Origin of the sequence: Pseudomonas sp. IT-P44 (assembly GCF_949768225.1) — a bacterium.
GTDB lineage: Bacteria > Pseudomonadota > Gammaproteobacteria > Pseudomonadales > Pseudomonadaceae > Aquipseudomonas > Aquipseudomonas migulae.
On record NZ_CATKQM010000013.1, the window covers coordinates 169767 to 191664 of the forward strand.

The 21898-nt window shown below is 60.0% G+C and carries 21 protein-coding genes; 15 read left to right on the plus strand and 6 right to left on the minus strand.

Annotated features, from left to right (window positions below; genetic code table 11):
- The first annotated feature begins 34 nt into the window (after positions 1–34).
- The 6 genes from ACM6IO_RS07750 to ACM6IO_RS07775 all read left to right on the plus strand — a co-directional run bounded on the left by ACM6IO_RS07750 (position 35) and on the right by ACM6IO_RS07775 (position 8058).
- On the plus strand, positions 35–2317 hold the full coding sequence (locus ACM6IO_RS07750; protein ID WP_414911251.1) for a phosphate ABC transporter permease: 2283 nt from the start codon (positions 35–37) through the stop codon (positions 2315–2317).
- A gap of 15 nt (positions 2318–2332) precedes the next feature.
- Complete coding sequence (pstA, locus tag ACM6IO_RS07755) at positions 2333–4003, plus strand: phosphate ABC transporter permease PstA (protein WP_008030699.1); 1671 nt, start codon at positions 2333–2335, stop codon at positions 4001–4003.
- Positions 4004–4162: 159 nt separating this feature from the next.
- Entirely contained in the window at positions 4163–4996 is an 834-nt protein-coding gene (pstB, locus tag ACM6IO_RS07760) for a phosphate ABC transporter ATP-binding protein PstB (RefSeq protein ID WP_008030698.1), read from the plus strand.
- Positions 4997–5067: 71 nt separating this feature from the next.
- Positions 5068–5829, plus strand: a complete 762-nt coding sequence (phoU, locus tag ACM6IO_RS07765; protein ID WP_008030696.1) for a phosphate signaling complex protein PhoU — start codon at positions 5068–5070, stop codon at positions 5827–5829.
- 168 nt (positions 5830–5997) lie between these two features.
- On the plus strand, positions 5998–6954 hold the full coding sequence (locus ACM6IO_RS07770; RefSeq protein WP_008038130.1) for a response regulator: 957 nt from the start codon (positions 5998–6000) through the stop codon (positions 6952–6954).
- A gap of 207 nt (positions 6955–7161) precedes the next feature.
- Positions 7162–8058: a peptidoglycan DD-metalloendopeptidase family protein gene (locus ACM6IO_RS07775; protein WP_192417719.1), complete on the plus strand. Its 897-nt coding sequence runs from the start codon at positions 7162–7164 to the stop codon at positions 8056–8058.
- Between the two features lie 113 nt (positions 8059–8171).
- On the opposite strand, the gene ACM6IO_RS07780 is transcribed toward ACM6IO_RS07775, so the two are convergent.
- From ACM6IO_RS07780 to phoB, 3 genes are all read right to left on the minus strand, one after another.
- Entirely contained in the window at positions 8172–9512 is a 1341-nt protein-coding gene (locus ACM6IO_RS07780; RefSeq protein ID WP_008030693.1) for a hemolysin family protein, read from the minus strand.
- 123 nt (positions 9513–9635) lie between these two features.
- Entirely contained in the window at positions 9636–10922 is a 1287-nt protein-coding gene (gene phoR, locus ACM6IO_RS07785) for a phosphate regulon sensor histidine kinase PhoR (protein WP_230427582.1), read from the minus strand.
- Positions 10923–11003: 81 nt separating this feature from the next.
- Complete coding sequence (phoB, locus tag ACM6IO_RS07790) at positions 11004–11693, minus strand: phosphate regulon transcriptional regulator PhoB (RefSeq protein WP_007896474.1); 690 nt, start codon at positions 11691–11693, stop codon at positions 11004–11006.
- A 153-nt stretch (positions 11694–11846) separates the two neighbouring features.
- On the opposite strand from phoB, the gene ACM6IO_RS07795 reads away from it, so the two are divergent.
- Positions 11847–12236, plus strand: a complete 390-nt coding sequence (locus ACM6IO_RS07795; RefSeq protein ID WP_192228182.1) for a hypothetical protein — start codon at positions 11847–11849, stop codon at positions 12234–12236.
- Between the two features lie 66 nt (positions 12237–12302).
- Here the strand turns inward: ACM6IO_RS07795 and ubiA are convergent, their stop codons facing one another.
- A complete protein-coding gene (ubiA, locus tag ACM6IO_RS07800; protein WP_414911252.1) occupies positions 12303–13193 on the minus strand; it encodes a 4-hydroxybenzoate octaprenyltransferase in 891 nt (296 codons plus the stop codon).
- A complete protein-coding gene (locus tag ACM6IO_RS07805; RefSeq protein ID WP_008038114.1) occupies positions 13193–13744 on the minus strand; it encodes a chorismate--pyruvate lyase family protein in 552 nt (183 codons plus the stop codon). The genes ubiA and ACM6IO_RS07805 overlap by 1 nt, the downstream gene beginning before the upstream one ends.
- Before the next feature lie 201 nt (positions 13745–13945).
- Here ACM6IO_RS07805 and ACM6IO_RS07810 point away from each other — a divergent pair, with 201 nt between their 5' ends.
- From ACM6IO_RS07810 to ACM6IO_RS07820, 3 genes are all read left to right on the plus strand, one after another.
- Positions 13946–14113 (plus strand): rubredoxin, encoded by a 168-nt coding sequence (locus tag ACM6IO_RS07810; RefSeq protein WP_007954349.1) that lies wholly within the window; start codon positions 13946–13948, stop codon positions 14111–14113.
- A 20-nt stretch (positions 14114–14133) separates the two neighbouring features.
- A complete protein-coding gene (locus tag ACM6IO_RS07815) occupies positions 14134–15282 on the plus strand; it encodes an NAD(P)/FAD-dependent oxidoreductase (protein WP_192228183.1) in 1149 nt (382 codons plus the stop codon).
- A 192-nt stretch (positions 15283–15474) separates the two neighbouring features.
- Positions 15475–15750 carry an HU family DNA-binding protein gene (locus ACM6IO_RS07820; RefSeq protein ID WP_003213368.1) on the plus strand — a complete coding sequence of 92 codons (276 nt, stop codon included), beginning with the start codon at positions 15475–15477 and terminating at the stop codon, positions 15748–15750.
- 412 nt (positions 15751–16162) lie between these two features.
- Here the strand turns inward: ACM6IO_RS07820 and ACM6IO_RS07825 are convergent, their stop codons facing one another.
- On the minus strand, positions 16163–16558 hold the full coding sequence (locus ACM6IO_RS07825; RefSeq protein ID WP_192228184.1) for a DUF6124 family protein: 396 nt from the start codon (positions 16556–16558) through the stop codon (positions 16163–16165).
- Between the two features lie 904 nt (positions 16559–17462).
- Between ACM6IO_RS07825 and tssA the strand changes: the two genes are divergently transcribed.
- The 5 genes from tssA to ACM6IO_RS07850 are packed head-to-tail and all read left to right on the plus strand — an operon-like array spanning position 17463 to position 21889.
- Positions 17463–19019 (plus strand): type VI secretion system protein TssA, encoded by a 1557-nt coding sequence (gene tssA / locus ACM6IO_RS07830; RefSeq protein WP_008038109.1) that lies wholly within the window; start codon positions 17463–17465, stop codon positions 19017–19019.
- Positions 19020–19051: 32 nt separating this feature from the next.
- Positions 19052–19555, plus strand: coding sequence for a type VI secretion system contractile sheath small subunit (tssB, locus tag ACM6IO_RS07835; RefSeq protein WP_008030679.1), 504 nt, complete (start codon positions 19052–19054; stop codon positions 19553–19555).
- Between the two features lie 25 nt (positions 19556–19580).
- A complete protein-coding gene (gene tssC, locus ACM6IO_RS07840) occupies positions 19581–21056 on the plus strand; it encodes a type VI secretion system contractile sheath large subunit (RefSeq protein WP_008030678.1) in 1476 nt (491 codons plus the stop codon).
- Positions 21057–21069: 13 nt separating this feature from the next.
- Complete coding sequence (tssE, locus tag ACM6IO_RS07845) at positions 21070–21477, plus strand: type VI secretion system baseplate subunit TssE (protein WP_008030677.1); 408 nt, start codon at positions 21070–21072, stop codon at positions 21475–21477.
- 34 nt (positions 21478–21511) lie between these two features.
- Entirely contained in the window at positions 21512–21889 is a 378-nt protein-coding gene (locus ACM6IO_RS07850; protein WP_235864454.1) for a hypothetical protein, read from the plus strand.
- Positions 21890–21898: the final 9 nt, after the last annotated feature.

Here is a 21898-nt window from a genome sequence, read left to right on the forward strand (position 1 = left end):
TCTTTCTGTCATACAGGATCGCTAGGGTGTGCGCATGAATGATCTGGCCAATTCCACCATGACTACAAATCCCCCCAAGCGAATTGATTTCAATACGCCTGAGTTGCAACGCAAGCGCCGCATCCGCGCGCTCAAAGATCGCCTGACCCGCTGGTACGTCCTCGTTGGCGGCCTTGCCGTTCTCGGCGCGATCACGCTGATCTTCTTCTTCCTTGCCTACGTCGTCCTGCCCCTGTTCCAGGGTGCCGACCTGACCGCCAAGGAATCCATCACGCCCGCCTGGATGCAGGACGCCGGCAAGCCGCTGATGATCTCCCTGGAAGAACAGAACCAGGTCGCCATGCGGGTTTCCGACAAAGGGCAGGCATTGTTTTTCGACATCGACAGTGGCGCCGAACTCAAGCGCGTCGATCTGCCGGTTCCGGCCGGCGCTACCGTGACCTCCATCGGCGAAGACCAACCGGGCCATCCATTGGTGGCGGTGGGCTTCTCCAATGGTCAGGCGCTGGTGTTCCGTCACACCTATAAAGTCAGTTACCCGGACGGCAAGAAGACCATCTCGCCGGCCGTCGAATATCCGTACGGCGAAACCCCGATTGCGCTGAACGAGGCGGGCGGTGCGCTGGAGCACGTCAGCCTCAACGCCACCGATTCGACCCTGATGCTGGTCGGTTCCACCGGTTCGCAACTCAATGTTCTGTCGCTGACCAGCGAAGAGAACATGATGACCGGCGAAATCACCAACGAGCAGAAACGCATTGATCTGCCGCAGATGACCGAGCCGGTGAAGAACATCTTCGTCGACCCGCGTCAGCAGTGGCTGTATGTGATTAACGGTCGTGCGCAAGCCGACGTGTTCAGCCTGCGCGACAAGAGCCTCAACGGTCGCTACAAGCTGCTCGAAAACGGCGAAGCCGAGATCACCGCCAGCACCCAACTGGTGGGCGGTATCTCACTGATCCTCGGCGACTCCAAAGGTGGCCTGGCCCAGTGGTTCATGGCTCGCGACCCGGATGGCGAACTGCGCCTGAAGCAGATCCGCACCTTCCAGATGGGCGCTACGCCAATCGTTGAAATCACTGCCGAAGAGCGTCGCAAAGGCTTCATCGCCCTCGACGCTTCCGGCAAGCTCGGCGTATTCCACAGCACCGCGCACCGCACCTTGCTGGTGGACCAGGTCGTGGAAGGCCAGGGCCTTTTCGGTCTGTCGCCACGGGCCAACCGCGTGATCGTGGAAGCCGGCGGCAAGATTCAACCGCTGCTGCTCGACAACCCGCACCCGGAAGTGTCGTGGAGCGCGCTGTGGAGCAAGGTCTGGTACGAGAACTACGACGAGCCTAAATACGTCTGGCAATCGACCGCCGCCAACACCGATTTCGAACCGAAGCTGAGCTTGTCTCCGCTGACCTTCGGCACCCTGAAAGCCGCGTTCTACGCCATGCTGCTGGCCGCGCCACTGGCCGTCGCTGCGGCGATCTATACCGCGTACTTCATGGCCCCGGGCATGCGCCGCAAGGTCAAGCCGGTGATCGAGCTGATGGAAGCGATGCCGACGGTGATCCTCGGTTTCTTCGCCGGTCTGTTCCTCGCACCGTATGTAGAAGGGCATTTACCGGGCATCTTCAGCCTGCTGATGCTCTTGCCGATCGGCATTCTGGTGGCCGGCTTCGTCTTCAGCCGCCTGCCTGAGTCCATCCGCCTGAAAGTGCCGGACGGTTGGGAAAGCGCGATTCTGATTCCGGTGATCCTGTTCGTGGGCTGGCTCTCGCTGTACATGAGCCCGTTCATGGAGAACTGGTTCTTCGGCGGCGACATGCGCATGTGGATCTCCCACGACCTGGGCATCACCTACGACCAGCGCAACGCACTGGTGGTCGGGCTGGCCATGGGCTTCGCGGTGATCCCGAACATCTACTCCATCGCCGAAGACGCCGTGTTCAGCGTGCCGCGTGGCCTGACCCTCGGTTCCCTGGCCCTCGGTGCCACGCCGTGGCAGACCATGACCCGCGTGGTAATCCTCACCGCCAGCCCGGGCATCTTCTCGGCGCTGATGATCGGCATGGGCCGCGCGGTCGGTGAAACCATGATCGTGCTGATGGCCACCGGTAACACCCCGGTCATGGAAATGAACCTGTTCGAAGGTCTGCGCACCCTGGCCGCCAACGTCGCAGTGGAAATGCCCGAATCGGAAGTCGGCGGCAGCCACTACCGCGTGCTGTTCCTCTCGGCGCTGGTGCTGCTGTTGTTCACCTTCGTCATGAACACCCTCGCAGAACTGATTCGTCAGCGTCTGCGCAAGAAATACTCGTCGCTTTAAGAAAGGTAGAAGTCTGTGAAACAGAACTCCCTGAATGGATGGTTCAAGAGCGGCGCCCCCGGCGTCTGGATCAGCGGTGGCGCGGTGTCCATCGCGGTCATCATGACCATTGGCCTGCTGGCGGTGATTGCCGTGCGCGGTCTGGGTCACTTCTGGCCGGCGGATTTGATTCACGCCAGCTACGACGTGCCGGGCCAGGCCAATCACCTGGTCATCGGCGAAGTGGTACAGAAAGAAGAAGTGCCGCGCGCGCGCCTGAAAAGCGCCGGGCTGCCAGTGCCTGACGAAGGCCCGGAGTTCATGACCCGCGAGCTGATCAAGGTCGGCAACCGCGACTTGAATGGCAACGACTTCACCTGGATCGTCGGTGAGTGGCTGACCAACCAGAAGACGCCGCCTGAGCTGATGGCCATCGAGCGTCGCGAGTGGGGCAACTTCTACGGCTACCTGGTCAACGTCAAACAGGACGGCAAGGTCATCGCTGAAGGCGAAGCCGCGTGGCCTGAGTTGCAGGCCCGTGTTGCCCGCGTCAACCAGCTCGCCTCTCAGCTCAAGACCCTGGAAAAAGTCGACATCGGCGCGATCAACTCAGGTCTCGAACGCATCCGTCTGCACGGTCGCAAACTGGAACTGGCCGGCAAGCTCGATGCCACCGCACAAGCGGACATGGAATCCGAGCGCGCCGAGCTGAACGCACGTTATCAGGACATCGAAGCACGCCTGAACGACCTGCACGCCCAGTTCAATCGCGACAGCCTGACGGCCCGCGACGCCAACGGCAAAGAGATTGAAATCGGCATCGGCAAAGTGGTTCACGCCTATCAGCCGAACGCCATGGGGACGATGACCAAGATAGGTTTCTACTTCAGCAAGGTCTGGGAATTCCTCAGCGACGACCCGCGTGAAGCGAACACCGAAGGCGGGATTTTCCCGGCCATCTTCGGCACCGTGATGATGACCCTGATCATGGCAATGATCGTGACTCCGTTCGGCGTACTGGCGGCGGTTTACCTGCGTGAATACGCCAAGCAGAACACGCTGACGCGGATTATCCGCATCGCCGTGAACAACCTGGCGGGCGTTCCGGCGATCGTTTATGGCGTGTTCGGTCTGGGCTTCTTCGTTTACGTGCTGGGCGGCTCGGTCGACCGGTTGTTCTTCCCTGAAGCGCTGCCGGCACCGACCTTCGGTACGCCGGGTCTGCTCTGGGCTTCGTTGACCCTGGCGCTGCTGGCGGTGCCGGTGGTGATCGTGGCCACCGAAGAAGGCCTGGCGCGGATTCCTCGCACCGTGCGTGAAGGCTCGTTGGCCCTCGGCGCGACCAAGGCGGAAACCTTGTGGAAGATCGTGCTGCCGATGGCCAGCCCGGCAATGATGACCGGGATGATCCTCGCCGTGGCTCGCGCCGCCGGTGAAGTGGCGCCGCTGATGCTGGTGGGTGTGGTGAAACTGGCGCCGTCGCTGCCGCTGGATGGCAACTACCCGTACCTGCACCTTGACCAGAAGATCATGCACCTGGGCTTCCATATTTATGACGTCGGCTTCCAGAGCCCGAACGTCGAAGCCGCACGACCGCTGGTGTACGCCACCGCGTTGCTGCTGGTGCTGGTGATCGCGACATTGAACCTGTCGGCCGTTTATATCCGTAACCACCTGCGCGAGAAATACAAAGCGCTGGATAGCTGATTTAGCGCCGCTCCCTGTAGGAGCCAGGCTTGCCGGCGAAGGCGATTTCAAGGACGCCTTCGCGGGCAAGCCTCGCTCCTACAGGACGGCAACACCGCTGGCCCATTATGTGAGGCCAGCGGACAACCGAACCGAATTTGTCAGCACAGGGAGCTTCCCATGCAGCACGAAACACATACCCACGGCATCAACATGTCTGCCCTGGGCCGCGACAAACAGAGCCTGAGCCTTGCGCAGGAAACCGTGGCCATTGAAGTGCCGGGCCTGAGCCTGTTCTACGGCGACAAACAAGCGCTGTACGACGTCAGCATGAACATTCCGAAACAGCGCGTGACCGCCTTCATCGGCCCGTCCGGCTGCGGCAAGTCCACGCTGCTGCGCACCTTCAACCGCATGAACGACCTGGTTGACGGCTGCCGCGTAGAAGGTGAAATCAACCTCTACGGCAACAACATCTACCGCAAGGGCGAAGACGTGGCCGAGCTGCGTCGTCGTGTCGGCATGGTGTTCCAGAAGCCGAACCCGTTCCCGAAAACCATTTACGAAAACGTGGTTTACGGCCTGCGCATCCAGGGCATCAACAAAAAGCGCGTCCTCGACGAAGCCGTCGAGTGGGCGTTGAAAGGCGCGGCGCTGTGGGACGAAGTCAAAGACCGTCTGCACGAGTCGGCACTCGGCCTGTCCGGTGGTCAACAGCAACGTCTGGTGATCGCGCGCACCATCGCCGTGGAACCGGAAGTGCTGCTGCTCGACGAACCGTGCTCGGCACTCGACCCGATCTCGACGCTGAAAGTCGAAGAGCTGATCTACGAACTGAAATCGAAATTCACCATCGTCATCGTGACCCACAACATGCAACAGGCCGCGCGGGTTTCCGACTACACGGCGTTCATGTACATGGGCAAACTGGTGGAATTCGGCGATACCGACACCTTGTTCACCAATCCGGCGAAGAAGCAGACCGAAGACTACATCACTGGTCGCTACGGCTAGGAAGCTGTTGTTGCTCACTGAACTGACGCTGCGGTCCACCGCACCTTACCGGACGCTCCAAGGACGCCAACATGATTAGCAAAGAAGGCCTTACCCATCACATCTCCCAGCAGTTCAACGCTGAGCTCGAGGAAGTGCGCAGCCACCTCCTGGCCATGGGCGGGCTGGTCGAGAAACAGGTCAACGACGCGGTCACTGCGCTGATCGAGGCCGACTCCGGCCTGGCCCAGCAAGTGCGCGAGATCGACGACCAGATCAACCAGATGGAGCGCAACATCGACGAAGAATGCCTGCGCATTCTGGCCCGTCGTCAGCCGGCCGCGTCCGACTTGCGGCTGATCATCAGCATCTCCAAGTCGGTGATCGACCTTGAGCGCATCGGTGACGAAGCAACCAAGATCGCCCGTCGCGCCATCCAGTTGTGTGAAGAAGGCGAAGCCCCGCGCGGCTATGTCGAGGTGCGCCACATCGGCGACCAGGTGCGCAACATGGTTCGCGATGCACTGGACGCGTTTGCCCGTTTCGACGCCGACCTGGCGTTGTCGGTGGCGCAGTACGACAAGATCATCGACCGCGAATACAAGACCGCCCTGCGCGAGCTCGCCACCTACATGATGGAAGACCCGCGCTCTATCTCGCGGGTCTTGAGCATCATCTGGGTGCTGCGTTCGCTGGAGCGCATCGGCGACCACGCGCGCAATATTTCCGAGCTGGTGATTTATCTGGTGCGCGGCACCGACGTGCGTCACTTGGGCCTCAAGCGCATGAAAGAAGAAGTTGAAGGCACAAGTGGTGAAACCGCTAATGTTCCGGGCAAAGTTGACGATAAGTAAGATTGCCCAAGTAAAGCGCCCGGCCTTTTGGCCGGGCGTTTTTGTTTACGGGTTTGTGAATTTGAATGCAGCACCCGCGAACGAAAAGTCCCGGCGTGACTGAAGGTTTATGGCGATGCGCCATCAGTAAAGCGGTATGCTTGCCGGGATTTTTTAAAGGGGTGATGGATGAGTAAGGTCAGTGTATTGGTCGTGGATGATGCGTCGTTCATTCGTGACCTGGTGAAGAAGTGCCTGCGCAACTACTTCCCGGGGATCCGGATCGAAGACGCGGTCAACGGCAAGAAGGCTCAGGCCTTGCTGGCGCGGGAAGCGTTCGACCTGGTCCTGTGCGACTGGGAAATGCCGGAAATGTCCGGCCTGGAACTGCTGACCTGGTGCCGCGAGCAGGACAATCTCAAGACCATGCCCTTCGTCATGGTGACCAGCCGTGGCGACAAAGAGAACGTTGTCCAGGCGATTCAGGCCGGTGTATCCGGCTACGTCAGCAAGCCGTTCACCAACGAACAACTGCTGACCAAGGTCAAGCAGGCGCTGAACAAGGTAGGCAAGCTCGACACCTTGATGAACAGCGCACCGACCAAAATGAACTCGGCGTTCGGCAATGATTCCTTGAGCGCGTTGACCGGCGGCAAGCCTGCCATGGCCAGCGTTGCACCTGCTGCTGCACCGATTGCCCGACCTGCCGCCGCTGCACCCGCGCCAGCACCCGCGGCGGCTGCCCCGTCCCGTGGCCTGCTCAACAGCCCGCCGGTAAAAGCGCCGGCGGCGTCTGCAGCGCCTACCGGTGGTCGTGGCCAAGGCCAATTGCGCCTGCCCAATGGCATTCAGCAATGCGTGATCAAGGCGTTGAGCCTCAAGGAAGCGCTGCTGGTGGTCAAACGCAGCGAAGCCCTGCCGCAAGTGCTCGACAGCGCCGTGCTCGATCTGGAACAGGGCGACAACGCTGAAGTCGCCCGCCTGAACGGTTACCTGCACGCCATCGTCGCCCACGAGCAGAAACCCGACAGCGAATGGCTGCAACTGACGTTCCGCTTTGTCGACCAGGATGCGCAGAAACTGGATTACATCTCCCGTTTGATAGCACGTGGTACGGCGCAGAAGCATTTCGTTCCAGGCGCATAACCTTCGTCGCCTGACAGTCCGCCTTCGCGGGCAAGCCTCGCTCCTACAGTACGGTGTGAACCTGTAGGAGCGAGGCTTGCCCGCGAAGGGGCCATTAGATTCACCACACATCCCCCCGACCTGCCCATTTTGAAACATCTGCCGACTACCCGGGTCCATTGCAGCTGCTAGGCTCATCCCCAGGCCTTACTCGACAGAATCCTGCCCATGCTCGCGCGCCTGCTGTTTTGCTGTGGTCTGTTCATGGCGTCCTCTACGGCCATGGCCATGACCATCTACAAATCCACCGATGCCAATGGCGTGGTCTCCTACAGCGACCGCCCCACGAAAGGCTCCAAGGTGTTCACTTTTCGTGATCGCATGGTCGAGCACCTTGAGCGTCAGGTGTACCTCGTCATCACCAAGAAAAAAGGCGTGGACAGCGTGTACGTGCGCAACGACCTGTACGCGCCGGTACAGATCGAGTTGAGTTTCGCCGGGCTGCAGAACGTCAGCGGTGCGCCGAGCCGACCGATTCGCCGGGTCATGCCGGCGCGCAGCAGCATTCGTCTGGCGCTGCTCACGGCGACGCGGGCCGAAAGGCCGCTCGCGTACACCCCCAGATTTGAATACTTCCTGGGTGATCCCTCAGGGGCCGCCATGGCCTATCGATACCCGTTCCCCTGGCGCGGTGGACCGTTTCGGCTGAGCCAGGGCGCCAATGGCCAATACAGCCACTTCGGCCCCAAGAATCGCTACGCCATGGATATCGCGATGCCTGAGGGCACGCCGATCATTGCCGCGCGGGGCGGGGTAGTGGTGAAAACCGAGAACGCCCAGACCGGGCGCGGCAACGATCCGTCAGGCAATTTCGTGCGGGTGCTGCACGATGACGGGACGATGGGCGTGTACTTGCACCTCAAGCGAGGTTCGGTGAGTGTTCGCGAGGGGCAGCGGGTGTCGGTGGGCAGTCCGCTGGCGCTGTCGGGCAACACCGGCAACAGCAGCGGGCCGCACCTGCATTTCGTGGTGCAGCGCAATACGGGGATGGGGCTTGTGTCGATTCCGTACCAGTTCAATCAACCGGTGGGGGCATTGCCCAACTTTGCGTTGGGCAAACAGTGATGTGTGGTCCGGACTGACGCTTTCGCGGGCAAGCCTCGCTCCTACAGTACGGTGTGAACCTGTAGGAGCGAGGCTTGCCCGCGAAGGGATCGATATGGTTCCGGATCAGCCGATCAATCCAGCATCAACACCTTGGCCAAAATAATCTTCGGCCCTTTCATCTTCTTGATGATGATTCGCAAACCTTCAACTTCCAGCACTTCTTCCTCTTCCGGCACCCGTTTCAGGGATTCATACACCAGCCCGGCGAGGGTTTCGGCTTCGACGTGGTCCAGGTCAATGCCCAGCAGGCGCTCGACCTTGAACAACGGCGTATCGCCGCGAACCAGCAGCTTGCCTGGCTGGTACGCGAGGATCCCGCGCTCGGCCTTGCGGTGTTCGTCCTGAATGTCGCCGACCAGCACTTCCAGCACGTCTTCCATGGTCAGGTAGCCGATGACGTTGCCATCGGCCTCTTCGACCAGTGCGAAGTGTGAGCCGCCTTTGCGGAACTGCTCCAGCAATTGCGACAGCGGCATGTGGCGCGACACGCGTTCCAGCGGTCGGGTCAGCTCAGCCAGGTTGAACGACTCGGGAATGTGGTCCAGCGCGGCCAGTTCCAGCAGCAGGTCCTTGATGTGCAGCAGGCCGACGAACTCCTGGCGATCGCTGTCGTACACCGGATAACGGCTGAACTTGTGGCGACGGAACATCGCCAGGATCTCCTTGAGCGGCGCGTTGAACTCCAGCGTCACCAGGTCTTCGCGGGAGTTGGCCCAGTCGACCACTTCCAGCTCGCCCATTTCCACGGCCGAGGCCAATACGCGCATGCCTTGGTCGCTCGGGTCCTGGCCACGGCTGGAGTGCAGGATCAGTTTCAGTTCTTCGCGGCTGTAATGGTGCTCGTGATGGGGGCCGGGTTCACCCTGGCCAGCAATGCGCAGGATGGTGTTGGCGCTGGCGTTGAGCAGGTAAATCGCCGGGTACATCGCCCAATAGAACAAGTACAGCGGCACGGCGGTCCACAGCGACAGCAATTCGGGTTTGCGGATGGCCCAGGATTTCGGCGCCAGTTCACCCACCACGATGTGCAGGTACGAGATAACGAAGAACGCGGCGAAGAACGACACGGCCTTGATCACTTCGGCCGACTGCACGCCGACGGCTTCCAGCAGCGGTTCGAGGATGTGCGCGAACGCCGGTTCACCAACCCAGCCGAGGCCCAGGGAGGCGAGTGTGATACCCAATTGGCACGCTGACAGGTAGGCATCGAGCTGACTGTGAACGGTGCGCAGGATGTGCCCGCGCCAGCCGTTTTTATCAGCGATGGCCTCGACCCGGGTCGAGCGCAGTTTGACCATGGCAAATTCCGCCGCAACGAAAAATCCGTTGAGCAACACCAGGATCAGAGCAAAAAGAATCATGCCGAAGTCGGCAAAGAGTGTTGCGAGGGTCAAGCCAGGGGAAGGGTCCATGATGGAGTTTTGCGGGTTCCGTGTATTCGAAAAGGGGGTCAATGCGGTGCCTGAAGGGCAGGCACAAGTCAGCCAATGTAGCGGCTGACCGGGTGCTTGCCTAGTGGCGAATGCTGGCCGGTATCAGTCGGCCGTGCTGATGACCCGGGATTTGGTGACCTGGGCGGGCGCGAAATGGCAGGTAAACGTACTGCCGTGGCCCGGCACGCTGCTGATTTCCATCCGTGCGCGGTGGCGCAGCAGCACATGTTTGACGATTGCCAGCCCAAGCCCGGTGCCGCCGGTGTTGGAGTTGCGGCTGGAATCGACGCGGTAGAACCGTTCGGTCAGGCGCGGCAGGTGTTTGCTGTCAATGCCGATCCCGGAATCCTGCACGCTCAGGTGCGCGCCTTGCTCGTCAGCCCACCAGCGAATGCGGATATTGCCTTCGGCCGGGGTGTATTTCACCGCGTTGAACACCAGGTTGGAAAACGCACTGCGCAATTCGGCTTCGCTGCCCTTGAGCAGAATCGTCGGATCGGCTTCCAGGGTGATGCGCTGGTTTTTCTGCCCGGACAGTTGCTGAGCGTCGCCCTTGATCGATTGCAGCAAGCCATCGATGGCCACGGGCTGGTTGTCCGACGGGTAATCGGTGGCTTCCAGCTTGGCCAGCAGCAGCAAGTCGTTGAGCAACGTCTGCATGCGCCCGCCTTGCTGCTGCATTTGCTGCAGGGCACGGGTCCAGCGCGGGTTCACGTCATCGACGTTGTCGAGCAGGGTTTCCAGATACCCGCAGATCACCGTCAGCGGCGTGCGCAGTTCATGGGAAACGTTGGCGATAAAGTCTTTGCGCATCTGTTCCAGCTGATGGATGCGCGTCACGTCGCGCACCAGCATCAAGTGTTCATTGTTGCCGTAGCGGGTGATGTACAGCTGAATGCGCAGTCGATCGTTGATCGGCGAGGGGATTTCCAGCGGTTCGGCGTAGCTGTCCTGCTCGAAGTATTCCTTGAAGCGCGGATGGCGCACCAGGTTGGTCACTGGCTGGCCACTGTCCTGCGGCGTTTTGAGACCGAGCAGGGTTTCCGCGGCGCGGTTCCACCATTCGAGGTTGCCGTCGGTGTCGAGCATGATCACTGCGTCTTTCAGCGCGGCGGTGGATTCCTGGACCCGGTCGATCACCGCTTGCAGGCGTCCGCGCACGCGTTGGTCGCGGCGTTGCAGGTGATAGATGCTGTCGAACACTTCGCCCCACAGGCCGTAGCCATCGGGCGGCGCTTCATCGGGTTTGTGCAGGCGCAGCCACTCGTGCAGACGCAGCAATTGCTTGAGGGTCCAGGCCAGGTAAAGGCCCAGGCCCGCAGCGAGGCTCCAGCCGTAGTAGCCGGTAATCAGGCCGATCACCAGGCAGGCGGTGACCAGTAGCAGCATGTGGCGAATCAGGGTGCCATGCCAGTTTTGGTTCACTTGAACGCGCGTCCTTGTCAGCTTGTCGGGCGGGAAAGGGCTGAATCAGGCTTTGGTGGAAAACCGGTAGCCGGTGCCGCGCACGGTTTGTACCAGATTTTCGTAGGCATCACCGAGGGCTTTGCGCAGGCGACGGATGTGCACGTCGACGGTGCGCTCCTCGACATACACATTGCCGCCCCACACCTGATCCAGCAACTGGCCACGGGTGTAGGCGCGTTCCTGGTGGGTCATGAAGAATTGCAGCAAGCGGTATTCGGTCGGGCCCATCTCGGCGGGTTTGCCGTCGATGGTCACGCGGTGGCTGATCGGGTCCAGCAGCAGGCCGCCGACTTCAATCGGTGCCTCGCCATCGGTAGGGCCGGCGCGGCGCAGCACGGCTTTGAGGCGCGCAACCAGCTCACGAGGGGAAAACGGTTTGGTGATGTAGTCGTCGGCGCCAACTTCCAGGCCCTGGATCTTGTTGTCCTCTTCGCCCTTGGCGGTGAGCATGATGATCGGGATGTCCCCGGTCAGTTCATCGCGCTTGAGGCGGCGGGCCAGCTCGATGCCGGAGGTGCCGGGCAGCATCCAGTCGAGCAGGATCAGGTCCGGTTTACGGTCGACGATGATCGCGTGGGCCTGTTGCGAATTTTCGGCCTCCAGGCAGTCGTAGCCGGCCATTTCCAACGCAACGGCGATCATTTCGCGAATGGGCGCTTCGTCGTCGACGATCAGAATGCTCCTGCCAACCATGCCTTTAATCCTCTTGTCATTTAACTGTCTTGCGCCGCATTAGATAACGGAATTATTGCAGTCGTGTGACAGTATTTTAGTCGCCCGGCGATTGTCGCGAACCTGAACTAAGCTCTAAGTCCGAATCCTGACAACCACAAAAGGAAGGTTTCCATGAAGAAATACTCGCATTCCTTCAAGGCTTTGATGCTGACCGCAGCCCTGGCGTTGCCGGCAATGGCCTTCGCGGCTGAGCCTGTGATGATGAAAGACGGTGTGATGGCGGACCACAAGGGCATGACCCTGTACACGTTCGACAAGGACACCACCGCTGGCAAGTCGGTGTGCACTGGTGAATGTGCAGAGTACTGGCCACCGTTCAAGGCGGAAGCGGGCGCCAAGGCCGAAGGTGACTGGACAATCGTCACGCGTGACGATGGCACGATGCAGTGGGCCTATAAGGGCAAACCGCTGTACTACTTCAAGAAGGACGCGAAACCGGGTGACAAAACGGGCGACAAAGTGAAGGACGTCTGGCACGTGCTCCAAGGGCCGAAGATGTAAGCCCGATCCGAAACGGCGGCCTCGTTTCCGTAGGAGCGAGGCTTGCCCGCGAAGGCGTCAGCCGCCTCACCGCATCGCGTAATCCAAAACAATCCCCACAAAAATCGCCAACCCCGCCCAATGGTTGTGCAAGAACGCCTTGAAGCAGCGCATCCGGTCCTTGCCACGGGTGTACCAGAACTCCCACGCAAAACAGCCCGCCGCCGCCAGCAATCCCAAGTGGAACCAGCCACCCAGCTCGAATTTCGACCCGGCCAGCAGCAGGCAACCCAACGCCAAGCCTTGCAAGGTCAGGATGATCACCCGGTCCGCCTCGCCAAACAGAATCGCCGTGGATTTCACACCGATCTTCAAGTCGTCGTCGCGATCAGTCATCGCGTAATAGGTGTCATAACCCACCGTCCACAGCAGGTTGGCGATCCACAGCAGCCACGCCGCTGCCGGCAGTTCGCCGGTTTCGGCGGTGAACGCCATCGGCATCCCCCAGGAAAACGCCGCGCCCAGCACCACTTGCGGGTAATAGGTGTAGCGCTTCATGAACGGGTAAGTGAAGGCCAGCGCCAAACCGCCGAACGACAACCACACCGTTGCCGCATTGGTGCACAACACCAGCAGGAAACTCACGCCCATCAGCAATGCAAAGAACACCAGCGCTTCTTTGGAGCTGATCTTGCCGCTCGGCAGCGGGCGCTGTTCGGTGCGTTTCACATGGCCATCGACCTTGCGGTCCGCCCAGTCGTTGATCACGCAACCGCCGGCGCGGGTCAGCACCACGCCGAGCACGAAGATCACCACGTTGGCCAGCGACGGCGAACCTTTACCGGCAATCCACAGCGCCCACAGCGTCGGCCACAGCAGCAGATAAATGCCGATGGGTTTGTCCATGCGCGTCAGCTGAATGAAATCCCAGGCCCGAGGGTTCAAGCGGTTCAGGGACTTGAGCAGGCTCTGGTACATCAGCAGTTCTCCGGATGGGCGCGGGTGGCGTGCCACAAGGTCGGCAGGAAAATCTCGGCCACCAGCACGCTCAAGGCGCCACGGTCGAAGCGCGAGCGACGGCCCCACAATTCAGGTGCTCGGCACTCCACCGGCAGCCACTCCTGAGGATAGTGACAAACCTCGATGGCGCGACGCTGAAACGCCTGATCGCAAAACAGCAACTCGCCCAGCGAGCGACTGCCCAACTCGTCCATGTGCAACCCGTCGCCCTGCAACGCGCTGCGTGCCGCCACACTGCGGGCGAACACCCAGGCTTCACCGTGGCCGCGCAGATACACCTCGCGCACCCAGCCTTCACTGTCTTCGGCCAGGTCCAGTGCCGCACATTCGTCCGCGCGCAGCGGTTGCCAGCCTTCGAAAAGCGGCGTGACGCTGAAGCTGTCATTCGACAGACGGGTCAGCCGTCGGGTCAGCGAACCTTCGTCGAACAACCAGTCGAGGGTAGACGTGTCGGGGAGCGGCGAAAGTCGGCTTTGGGGAAGCCAGAAAGGAGGTTTTGAGTGCGGCACAGTGAGTCATTATTGGCAGCAAATGAGGCGGCGAGCTTACCATGTCGGTCGGTGATTTTGATTGATCCGGCGCCCCATTGCGTCGAACAGGCTTGCATCTGCCGGGCCCGATCAGTACAAAACGCCCTGAGCCGGACGGCAGCGCTGCAACCATCGACCGTTCGCGCCGGCAATAAGCCTGAATCCTGAGGATGTACCTGAATGAAAAAGTGGCAATGTGTGGTCTGCGGCCTGATCTACAACGAAGCCGACGGCTGGCCGGATGACGGCATTGCGCCGGGCACCCTGTGGCAAGACGTGCCGGAAGACTGGCTGTGCCCGGACTGCGGCGTCGGCAAGATGGATTTCGAAATGATCGAAATCAACTAAGACATTTAGAGGAGTAAGGAATGAACGCACCTGTCGTGATCGTCGGCACCGGGCTGGCTGGCTACAACCTCGCCCGGGAGTTTCGCAAACTCGATAGCGAAACCCCGCTGCTGCTGATTACCGCCGATGACGGGCGCTCCTACTCCAAGCCGATGCTCTCCACGGGCTTCGGCAAGAACAAAGACGCCGACGGCCTGAGCATGGCCGAACCCGGCGCCATGGCCGAACAGCTGAAGGCCGAAGTGCGCACCCACACGCGCATCAGCGGCATCGACCCGGGCCACAAACGCCTGTGGATCGGCGAAGAATCAGTGATCTACCGCGACCTGATCCTGGCCTGGGGCGCCGAAACCGTGCGCGTGCCCATCGAAGGTGATGCGGCGGACGCCGTGTTCCCGATCAACGACCTCGAAGACTACGCGCGCTTTCGTGCGGCAGCGGCCGGCAAACGTCGGGTGCTGTTGCTCGGTGCCGGCCTGATCGGCTGTGAATTCGCCAATGACCTGATCCTTGGCGGTTACGAGGTGCAACTGGTTGCACCGTGCGAACAGGTCATGCCGACCTTGCTGCACCCGGCGGCAGCCGCTGCGGTCCAGGCCGGGCTGGAAAGCCTCGGCGCACGTTTCCACCTCGGGCCGGTGCTCAACCGCTTGCAGCGTGTTGAAGAGGGTTTGGAAGCGCATCTGTCGGACGGTCAGGTGATCCCGTGTGACGTGGTGGTCTCCGCCATCGGCCTGCGTCCGCGCATCGACCTGGCGGCCGCCGCCGGTGTGCAGGTCAATCGCGGCGTAGTGGTCGACCGTCACCTGAAAACCTCCCACGCAAACATCTACGCCCTGGGCGACTGCGCCGAAGTCGACGGGCTGAATCTGCTGTACGTGATGCCCCTCATGAGCTGTGCGAGAGCGCTGGCACAAACCCTCGCCGGCAACCCGACAGCGGTGAGCTACGGCGCGATGCCGATCACCGTCAAAACGCCGGTTTGCCCGTTGGTGGTATCCCCGCCGCCACGGGGTTTGGAGGGCGTCTGGACCGTCGAAGGGCAGGGCGCTGACATCAAGGTTTTATGCCGCGATGCCGCCGGAAAACTGCTCGGTTATGCCCTGACAGGCACGGCGGTAATGGAAAAACTCGCACTGAACAAAGAACTTCCGCCGCTGCTGGCGTAAATACCGGTCGTTCTGTCGGAATCACCCCGCTTTTGCCCCCACAAACGTCGCGCCGAGACTGGCGCGGCTCTTCCGTGCGTGCCATTCTCACTCCCGTCTGCCGCAGAGTAGAGCACCTGCGGCGCTTTGGGCGCTGTTCCAACGAGAACAGCACGGACATAACAACAAAAAACCGTCAAAGGGGCTTCACTAATGCGTAAACCAGAACTCGCCGCCGCCATCGCGGAAAAAGCAGATCTCACCAAAGAACAGGCCAACCGCGTTCTCAACGCCGTTCTCGAAGAAATCACCGGCGCCCTGCACCGCAAGGACAGCGTGACGCTGGTCGGCTTCGGCACCTTCCTGCAACGCCACCGCGGCGCACGCACCGGCAAAAACCCGCAAACCGGTGAGCCCGTCAAAATCAAGGCCAGCAACACCGTTGCGTTCAAGCCAGGCAAATCGTTGAAAGACAGCGTTAATCCGTAACACGCACCGACGCCCGCATAGCGGGTGAGCGGAACAAAAAATGGGCACGCCAACCAGGTTGGGTGCCCATTTTTTATGGCTGACGAGGTTCATGCCGGGCGCCCACGGATCAGACAACACAAAACCATTGTAGGAGCCGGCTTGCTGGCGATAGCGGTGGATCAATCAACATCAATGTTGCCTGACACACCGCCATCGCCAGCAAGCTGGCTCCTACAGTCCTATGTGCCAGCGAATTCCCCACTCCCCCCGCAGTAATTCAGCGACAAGGGCCTCCCCATCTTTTCAGCTGACAACACTCACTGTAGGAGCCGGCTTGCCGGCGATAGCGTCCTATCAACCAACATCAATTTCGCCTGACACACCGCCATCGCCAGCAAGCCGGCTCCTACAGGTTTACGTGCGTGGCGAATCAGCCGGTTCGACTTTGTTGCCTGGCGAAAATCGCCGCCATTTCCGGATCATCGAGGTGATCCAGCGCCCGCTCCACCAACAAATGCACCCCGTCAGCCATACGACTGAGCGCCAGGGCTACGGAGCGGCGTGAGCCGTCCACATCGTCGGCGAGGTCGGCGGCGATGGCGCTGATGGATAGCAGGTCTTCCGAGGCGTTGGCGAGGAGGGCTTCGGTGTTGATGCCGGGGCAGACGCTGAAGAGTTGGCCGTTGTGTTTCGGTGGTTTGGGTTCGGTTGGCGGGAAGTGATGGTCGAGGGCGCGTTCGGCGGCTTCGTTGAGTTTGTTTGAGTCGGGGCTTTCGTATGGGGAAACCGGATCGGTTTCCGGTGGGTTTGGTGTGACCTTGAACATGGTTACTTTCCTTTAGTAGGGCCGTGACCATTTCGCGACTAAACGAAAAGGAGGCGGCTGTGCGCAAGTTAGTCGACCGGTAAAGTCACCAAAACCCGGCGCGCCCAAGGGCGCCATGCGCACAGCCACCATCAAGTGCAGGCAAACACCTGACTGGATGACACTTGTGCAACCGTAGATGACTAGCCGGGCGACTAAACCCGATCACTGATGAGCAGTGACACGAACCAAGTTACCGACCGCCCCCAAGGCGCACAAGCCGGCGGATTCTGGCGTAGCCGTAGGCAACGACGCAAGGTGTTGTAGCTTGCAGGACGTAACCTTGAGGTGTTTTAAACAAGCACTCTTGAAGGGTGTTTAACCATCGGAAATGTTGGCACTTCAATAATCCTCGTATTAAAAATATTGCGATACCGGAAGTTCCATTGTGGAACTTAAGCCTATATCAAACTGCCATCATAGTGATGGCACTTTTCTCTCGGGCTGTTGTCGCTGCTTTTCTGTCAAAAAATGACAGCACCTTTCGGAAGCCTCCTACATTTATTGTTTTTTATTCTTGTCATGATTCAAGCCTGCGTCAGCGATTCCATAAATAGCGATGGCGGATGTTTGGAGGCGGTGGCTCTAGGTCGTGGCTTTCAGCCCAATACATCAGGTGTGGAAATATTAAACAGCTATCAGGGAATCCCTTGCGATATATAAGGAATTCTCCTACGTGAATTAGGGACGCTTCGTCTTATTGTTTAATCGGGTGCTTGCTAGTGGCCATCATCGTGAGTACGATGCGCCCACTTTGAAAGAGCACGATCTCAATTGGATGAGACATTTCGCAGCTCTTTGATTCTGTCTCACGCCGTTGGAACTCCAATGAGCGTATGACCGTAATCCAAACTAAAGGCCATGGATGTCCTACTCAAGCAAACTTTCTGCTCATTACCTCGATCTCGCAAAAGCCTCTGTTTCCAAAGAGAATTTCGCGGGCGAGGATGTTCGCTTTTCGAGCGAATATGAGTCACTGGAAAGCGAGCTGGCCAAAGCCTCGTCCATGCACGAAAGCGGTCAGATCGACTGGCTGAAAATCCGTGAAAACAGCGAAAACCTGCTGCGCACCCAGTCCAAGGATTTGCGCGTCGGCGCCTGGCTGACCTGGGCCCTGTACCAGCGCGAATCCTTCCAAGGCCTGCTCGCGGGCCTCGGTTTGCTGCACTACCTGTGCGAAAGCCACTGGGCCGAAGTCCACCCGAACAAGGCACGTACGCGCTCCGCTGCGATCAGTTGGCTGGTGCCGCGTCTTGAGCAGGTGCTGACCGAAAACGTCGCGATCAAAGAGCAGTTGCCGATGTTCCGCCGTCTGGTGGAACACCTGGAAGGCCTCGACGCCGCGTGCACCGAGCACCTGGGCGATGACGCGCCGTTGCTGCTGCCAATCTCCCGCCGTCTGAAAAACATGGTGCAACGCGCCGCCGACAACCAGCCGGAACCAGGCGTGGTCGGTGCGGCCGTGGCTCAGGTCAAACAAGTCGCGACGCAACTGTTGACGCCCGGCGCGCCGATCGACAACGAAAAAGAAGCCCACAAAGCCCTGCGCGCGCAGCAAGAAAGCGCCCGGCCGCTGTGCGCCTGGTGGCTCAAGCAGAAAGCCACCGACCTGCGTGCCCTGCGCCTCAATCGCACGCTGTTGTGGTTGCCCATCGACGCTGTCCCCGAACGTAACGCCGAGCAGATCACCGTGCTGCGCGGCTTGCCGGCGGACAAGCTCAAGGCCTATCAGGACCGTTACGACCAGGGCAAATACGCTGACCTGTTGGTGGAACTGGAGGCGAGCCTGGCGAAGGCGCCGTTCTGGTTCGATGGCCAGCGAATGGTCTGGGAATGCCTCCAGGCACTCAACGCAGAAATGGCGATGCGCGAAGTGGAAATCCACTTCGCGCTTTTGGTTCAGCGCCTGCCCGGTATCGTCGAATTGCGCTTCCATGACGGCGCGCCGTTTGCCGATCCGGCCACCCGCGCCTGGATCAGCGCCAACGTCATGCCGCACCTGCAAAGCGCCAGTGCGCCGCGCAAAGTCGAAGTCGCCGACACCCAGCCCGCCTGGGAACTGGCCCTCGAAGAGGTCCTGCCGATTCTGCGCAAGGACGGCCTCAAGGCCGCTGTGCAAATCCTCAAGCAGGGCCTGCAAAGCGCCAACGGCGGGCGCGTGCGGTTCTTCTGGCAGTTCGCCCTCGCGCGGCTGTGCTTCATGGCCAAGAAATACGAACTGGCCAAGACCCAACTCGAAACCCTCGACCAAACATTACAGGACTCAGGCCTGCACGCCTGGGAGCCCGATCTTGCGCTGGAAGTGCTGCATTTACTGCATAGCTGCTGCGAGTTGTTGCCGCAGAACCATGCCGTACGTGAACGCAAGGAAGAGATTTATCGCAGGCTGTGCCACCTCGATCTCGAAGTGGTACTCGAATAGGCCCCAGGGCCACAACCGCAAGGAGAAAAGCCATGGCCAAAGAAGGCTCGGTAGCCCCCAAGGAACGCATCAACGTCACGTTCAAACCTGCCACCGGTGGTGCCCAGGAAGAGATCGAACTGCCGTTGAAACTACTGGCAATCGGTGACTACACCCACCGCAAGGACGAACGCAAAGTCGAAGATCGCAAGCCGATCAGCATCGACAAGATGACCTTCGACGAGGTGCTGGCCAAGCAAGAGCTGCAGCTGACACTGAGCGTACCGAACCGTCTTCAGGAAGAAAGCGACACTGAAGAACTGGCCGTGAAACTGCGCGTCAACTCGATGAAGGACTTCAACCCGGCCAGCCTGGTCGAGCAAGTGCCTGAGCTGAAAAAACTGATGGAACTGCGCGACGCGCTGGTGGCCCTCAAAGGCCCGCTGGGTAACGCGCCTGCGTTCCGCAAAGCCATCGAAGGCGTTCTCGCCGACGACGAATCCCGCGGTCGCGTACTGGGTGAGCTGGGCCTGAACGCCGCAGCCCAGGACGTCTGAGTCTCCATCAGCCAAGGAAGCCAACATGAGCACGAGTGCAGCGCAGCAAAAGAGTAACGAGAACGGCGAATACAGCATTCTCGACAGCATCATCGCCGAAACCCGCCTGACCCCGGACGACGAAGCCTACGACATCGCCAAGCGCGGTGTGTCGGCCTTCATCGAAGAGCTGCTCAAGCCGCAGAACAACGGCGAGCCGGTCAAGAAAGCCATGGTTGACCGCATGATCGCCGAGATCGATGCCAAGCTCAGCCGTCAGATGGACGAGATCCTCCACCACCCGGACTTCCAGTCCCTGGAATCGTCGTGGCGTGGCCTGCAGTTGCTGGTCGACCGCACCAACTTCCGCGAAAACATCAAGATCGAAATCCTCAACGTCTCCAAAGAAGACCTGTTGGACGATTTCGAAGATTCGCCGGAAGTGATGCAGGCTGGCCTGTACAAGCACATCTACACCGCTGAATACGGCCAGTTCGGTGGTCAGCCGGTAGGCGCGATCATCGCTAACTACTTCATGTCCCCAAGCTCGCCGGACGTGAAACTGATGCAGTACGTGTCCAGCGTTGCGTGTATGTCCCACGCGCCGTTCATTGCCGCCGCCGGCCCGAAATTCTTCGGCCTGGAAAGCTTCACCGGCCTGCCGGACCTGAAGGATCTGAAAGATCACTTCGAAGGTCCGCAATTCGCCAAATGGCAGAGCTTCCGCCAGTCGGAAGACTCCCGTTACATTGGCCTGACCGTGCCGCGTTTCCTGCTGCGCAACCCGTACGATCCGGAAGAAAACCCGGTCAAATCGTTCGTGTACAAAGAAACCGTCGCCAACAGCCACGAGCACTACCTGTGGGGCAACACCGCCTACGCGTTCGGCACCAAGCTGACCGACAGCTTCGCCAAATTCCGCTGGTGCCCGAACATCATCGGCCCACAGAGCGGTGGCGCGGTTGAAGACCTGCCGTTGCACCACTTCGAAAGCATGGGCGAAATCGAAACCAAAATCCCTACCGAGGTATTGGTCAGCGACCGTCGTGAATACGAACTGGCCGAGGAAGGCTTCATCTCCCTGACCATGCGCAAAGGCTCCGACAACGCGGCGTTCTTCTCCGCAAGCTCGGTGCAGAAGCCGAAGTTCTTCGGCATCAGCGCAGAAGGCAAGGCCGCAGAGCTGAACTACAAGCTCGGCACCCAACTGCCGTACATGATGATCGTCAACCGCCTGGCTCACTACTTGAAAGTGCTGCAGCGCGAGCAACTCGGTTCGTGGAAAGAGCGCACCGACCTCGAGCTGGAACTGAACAAGTGGATCCGCCAGTACGTGGCCGATCAGGAAAACCCGAGCGCCGAAGTTCGTGGCCGTCGTCCACTGCGCGCTGCCCAGATCATCGTCAGCGATGTCGAAGGCGAGCCTGGCTGGTATCGCGTCAGCCTGAACGTGCGCCCGCACTTCAAGTACATGGGTGCCGATTTCACCCTGTCGCTGGTTGGCAAGCTGGACAAAGAGTAAGCGGAGCTAACTCATGACTGGATACGGCAGCCTTTTCGAACGCCTGGGTGGCGACGCGGACAAACGCGTCGGCTGGAGCCGCGAGGTCTCCGCCATGGCGTCCGTGGCTGCCCATCTGGCCAAGATGCTCAGCACCCGTGCGGGCAGCGTGCAAACGCTGTCCGATTACGGGCTACCCGATCTCAATGACATGCGCCTGAGCCTGCACGACTCCCTGAGTCAGGCCCGCCTGGCCATCGAAAGCTTCATCGAAGCCTACGAACCGCGCCTGAGCAACGTGCGTGTCATCTCCCTGCCGCGTGACAACGATCAGCTTCGCCTGTCCTTCAGCATCGAAGGCCTGTTGGAAGTTGATGGTTTCAAGCGCCAGGTCAGTTTCGCCGCGCGCCTGGATGGCAGCGGTCAAGTCAAGGTGAGCTAGGGATATGCGATTGAGGGGTCTAAGTACGGTGGCAATGATCGTGCGTCGCGCTTTGCTGCTGATCGCCCTGACTGCCGCTGCTCTGGTGTTGGCTGCTTGCTACATGAAAGTGACGGCTTCAAGGCTCGCTCACATGTACTCCACAGTCTGGAACGAGTCTGGGACTTGTTACATCAATTCCTACATTCCGCAGTATTCGGCTCTTGGCATTCCCGGAAAGATCTTCCGTCTTTTCACCAGTGAAGCCTTTTTCAGGGTGTACGCAAAAGACGGCACGTTGTTGAAGTCGTCTGAATGGTTGATCTGGCAGAACGAATTCACGACGGATGAACGGGCGCAATGGGTAAACGCTCATGCGATCTATCCGACAGCGACGGGTTACGAGGGCTGGAAAATTCCAGTGTGTGGTTGAGCAATGAAC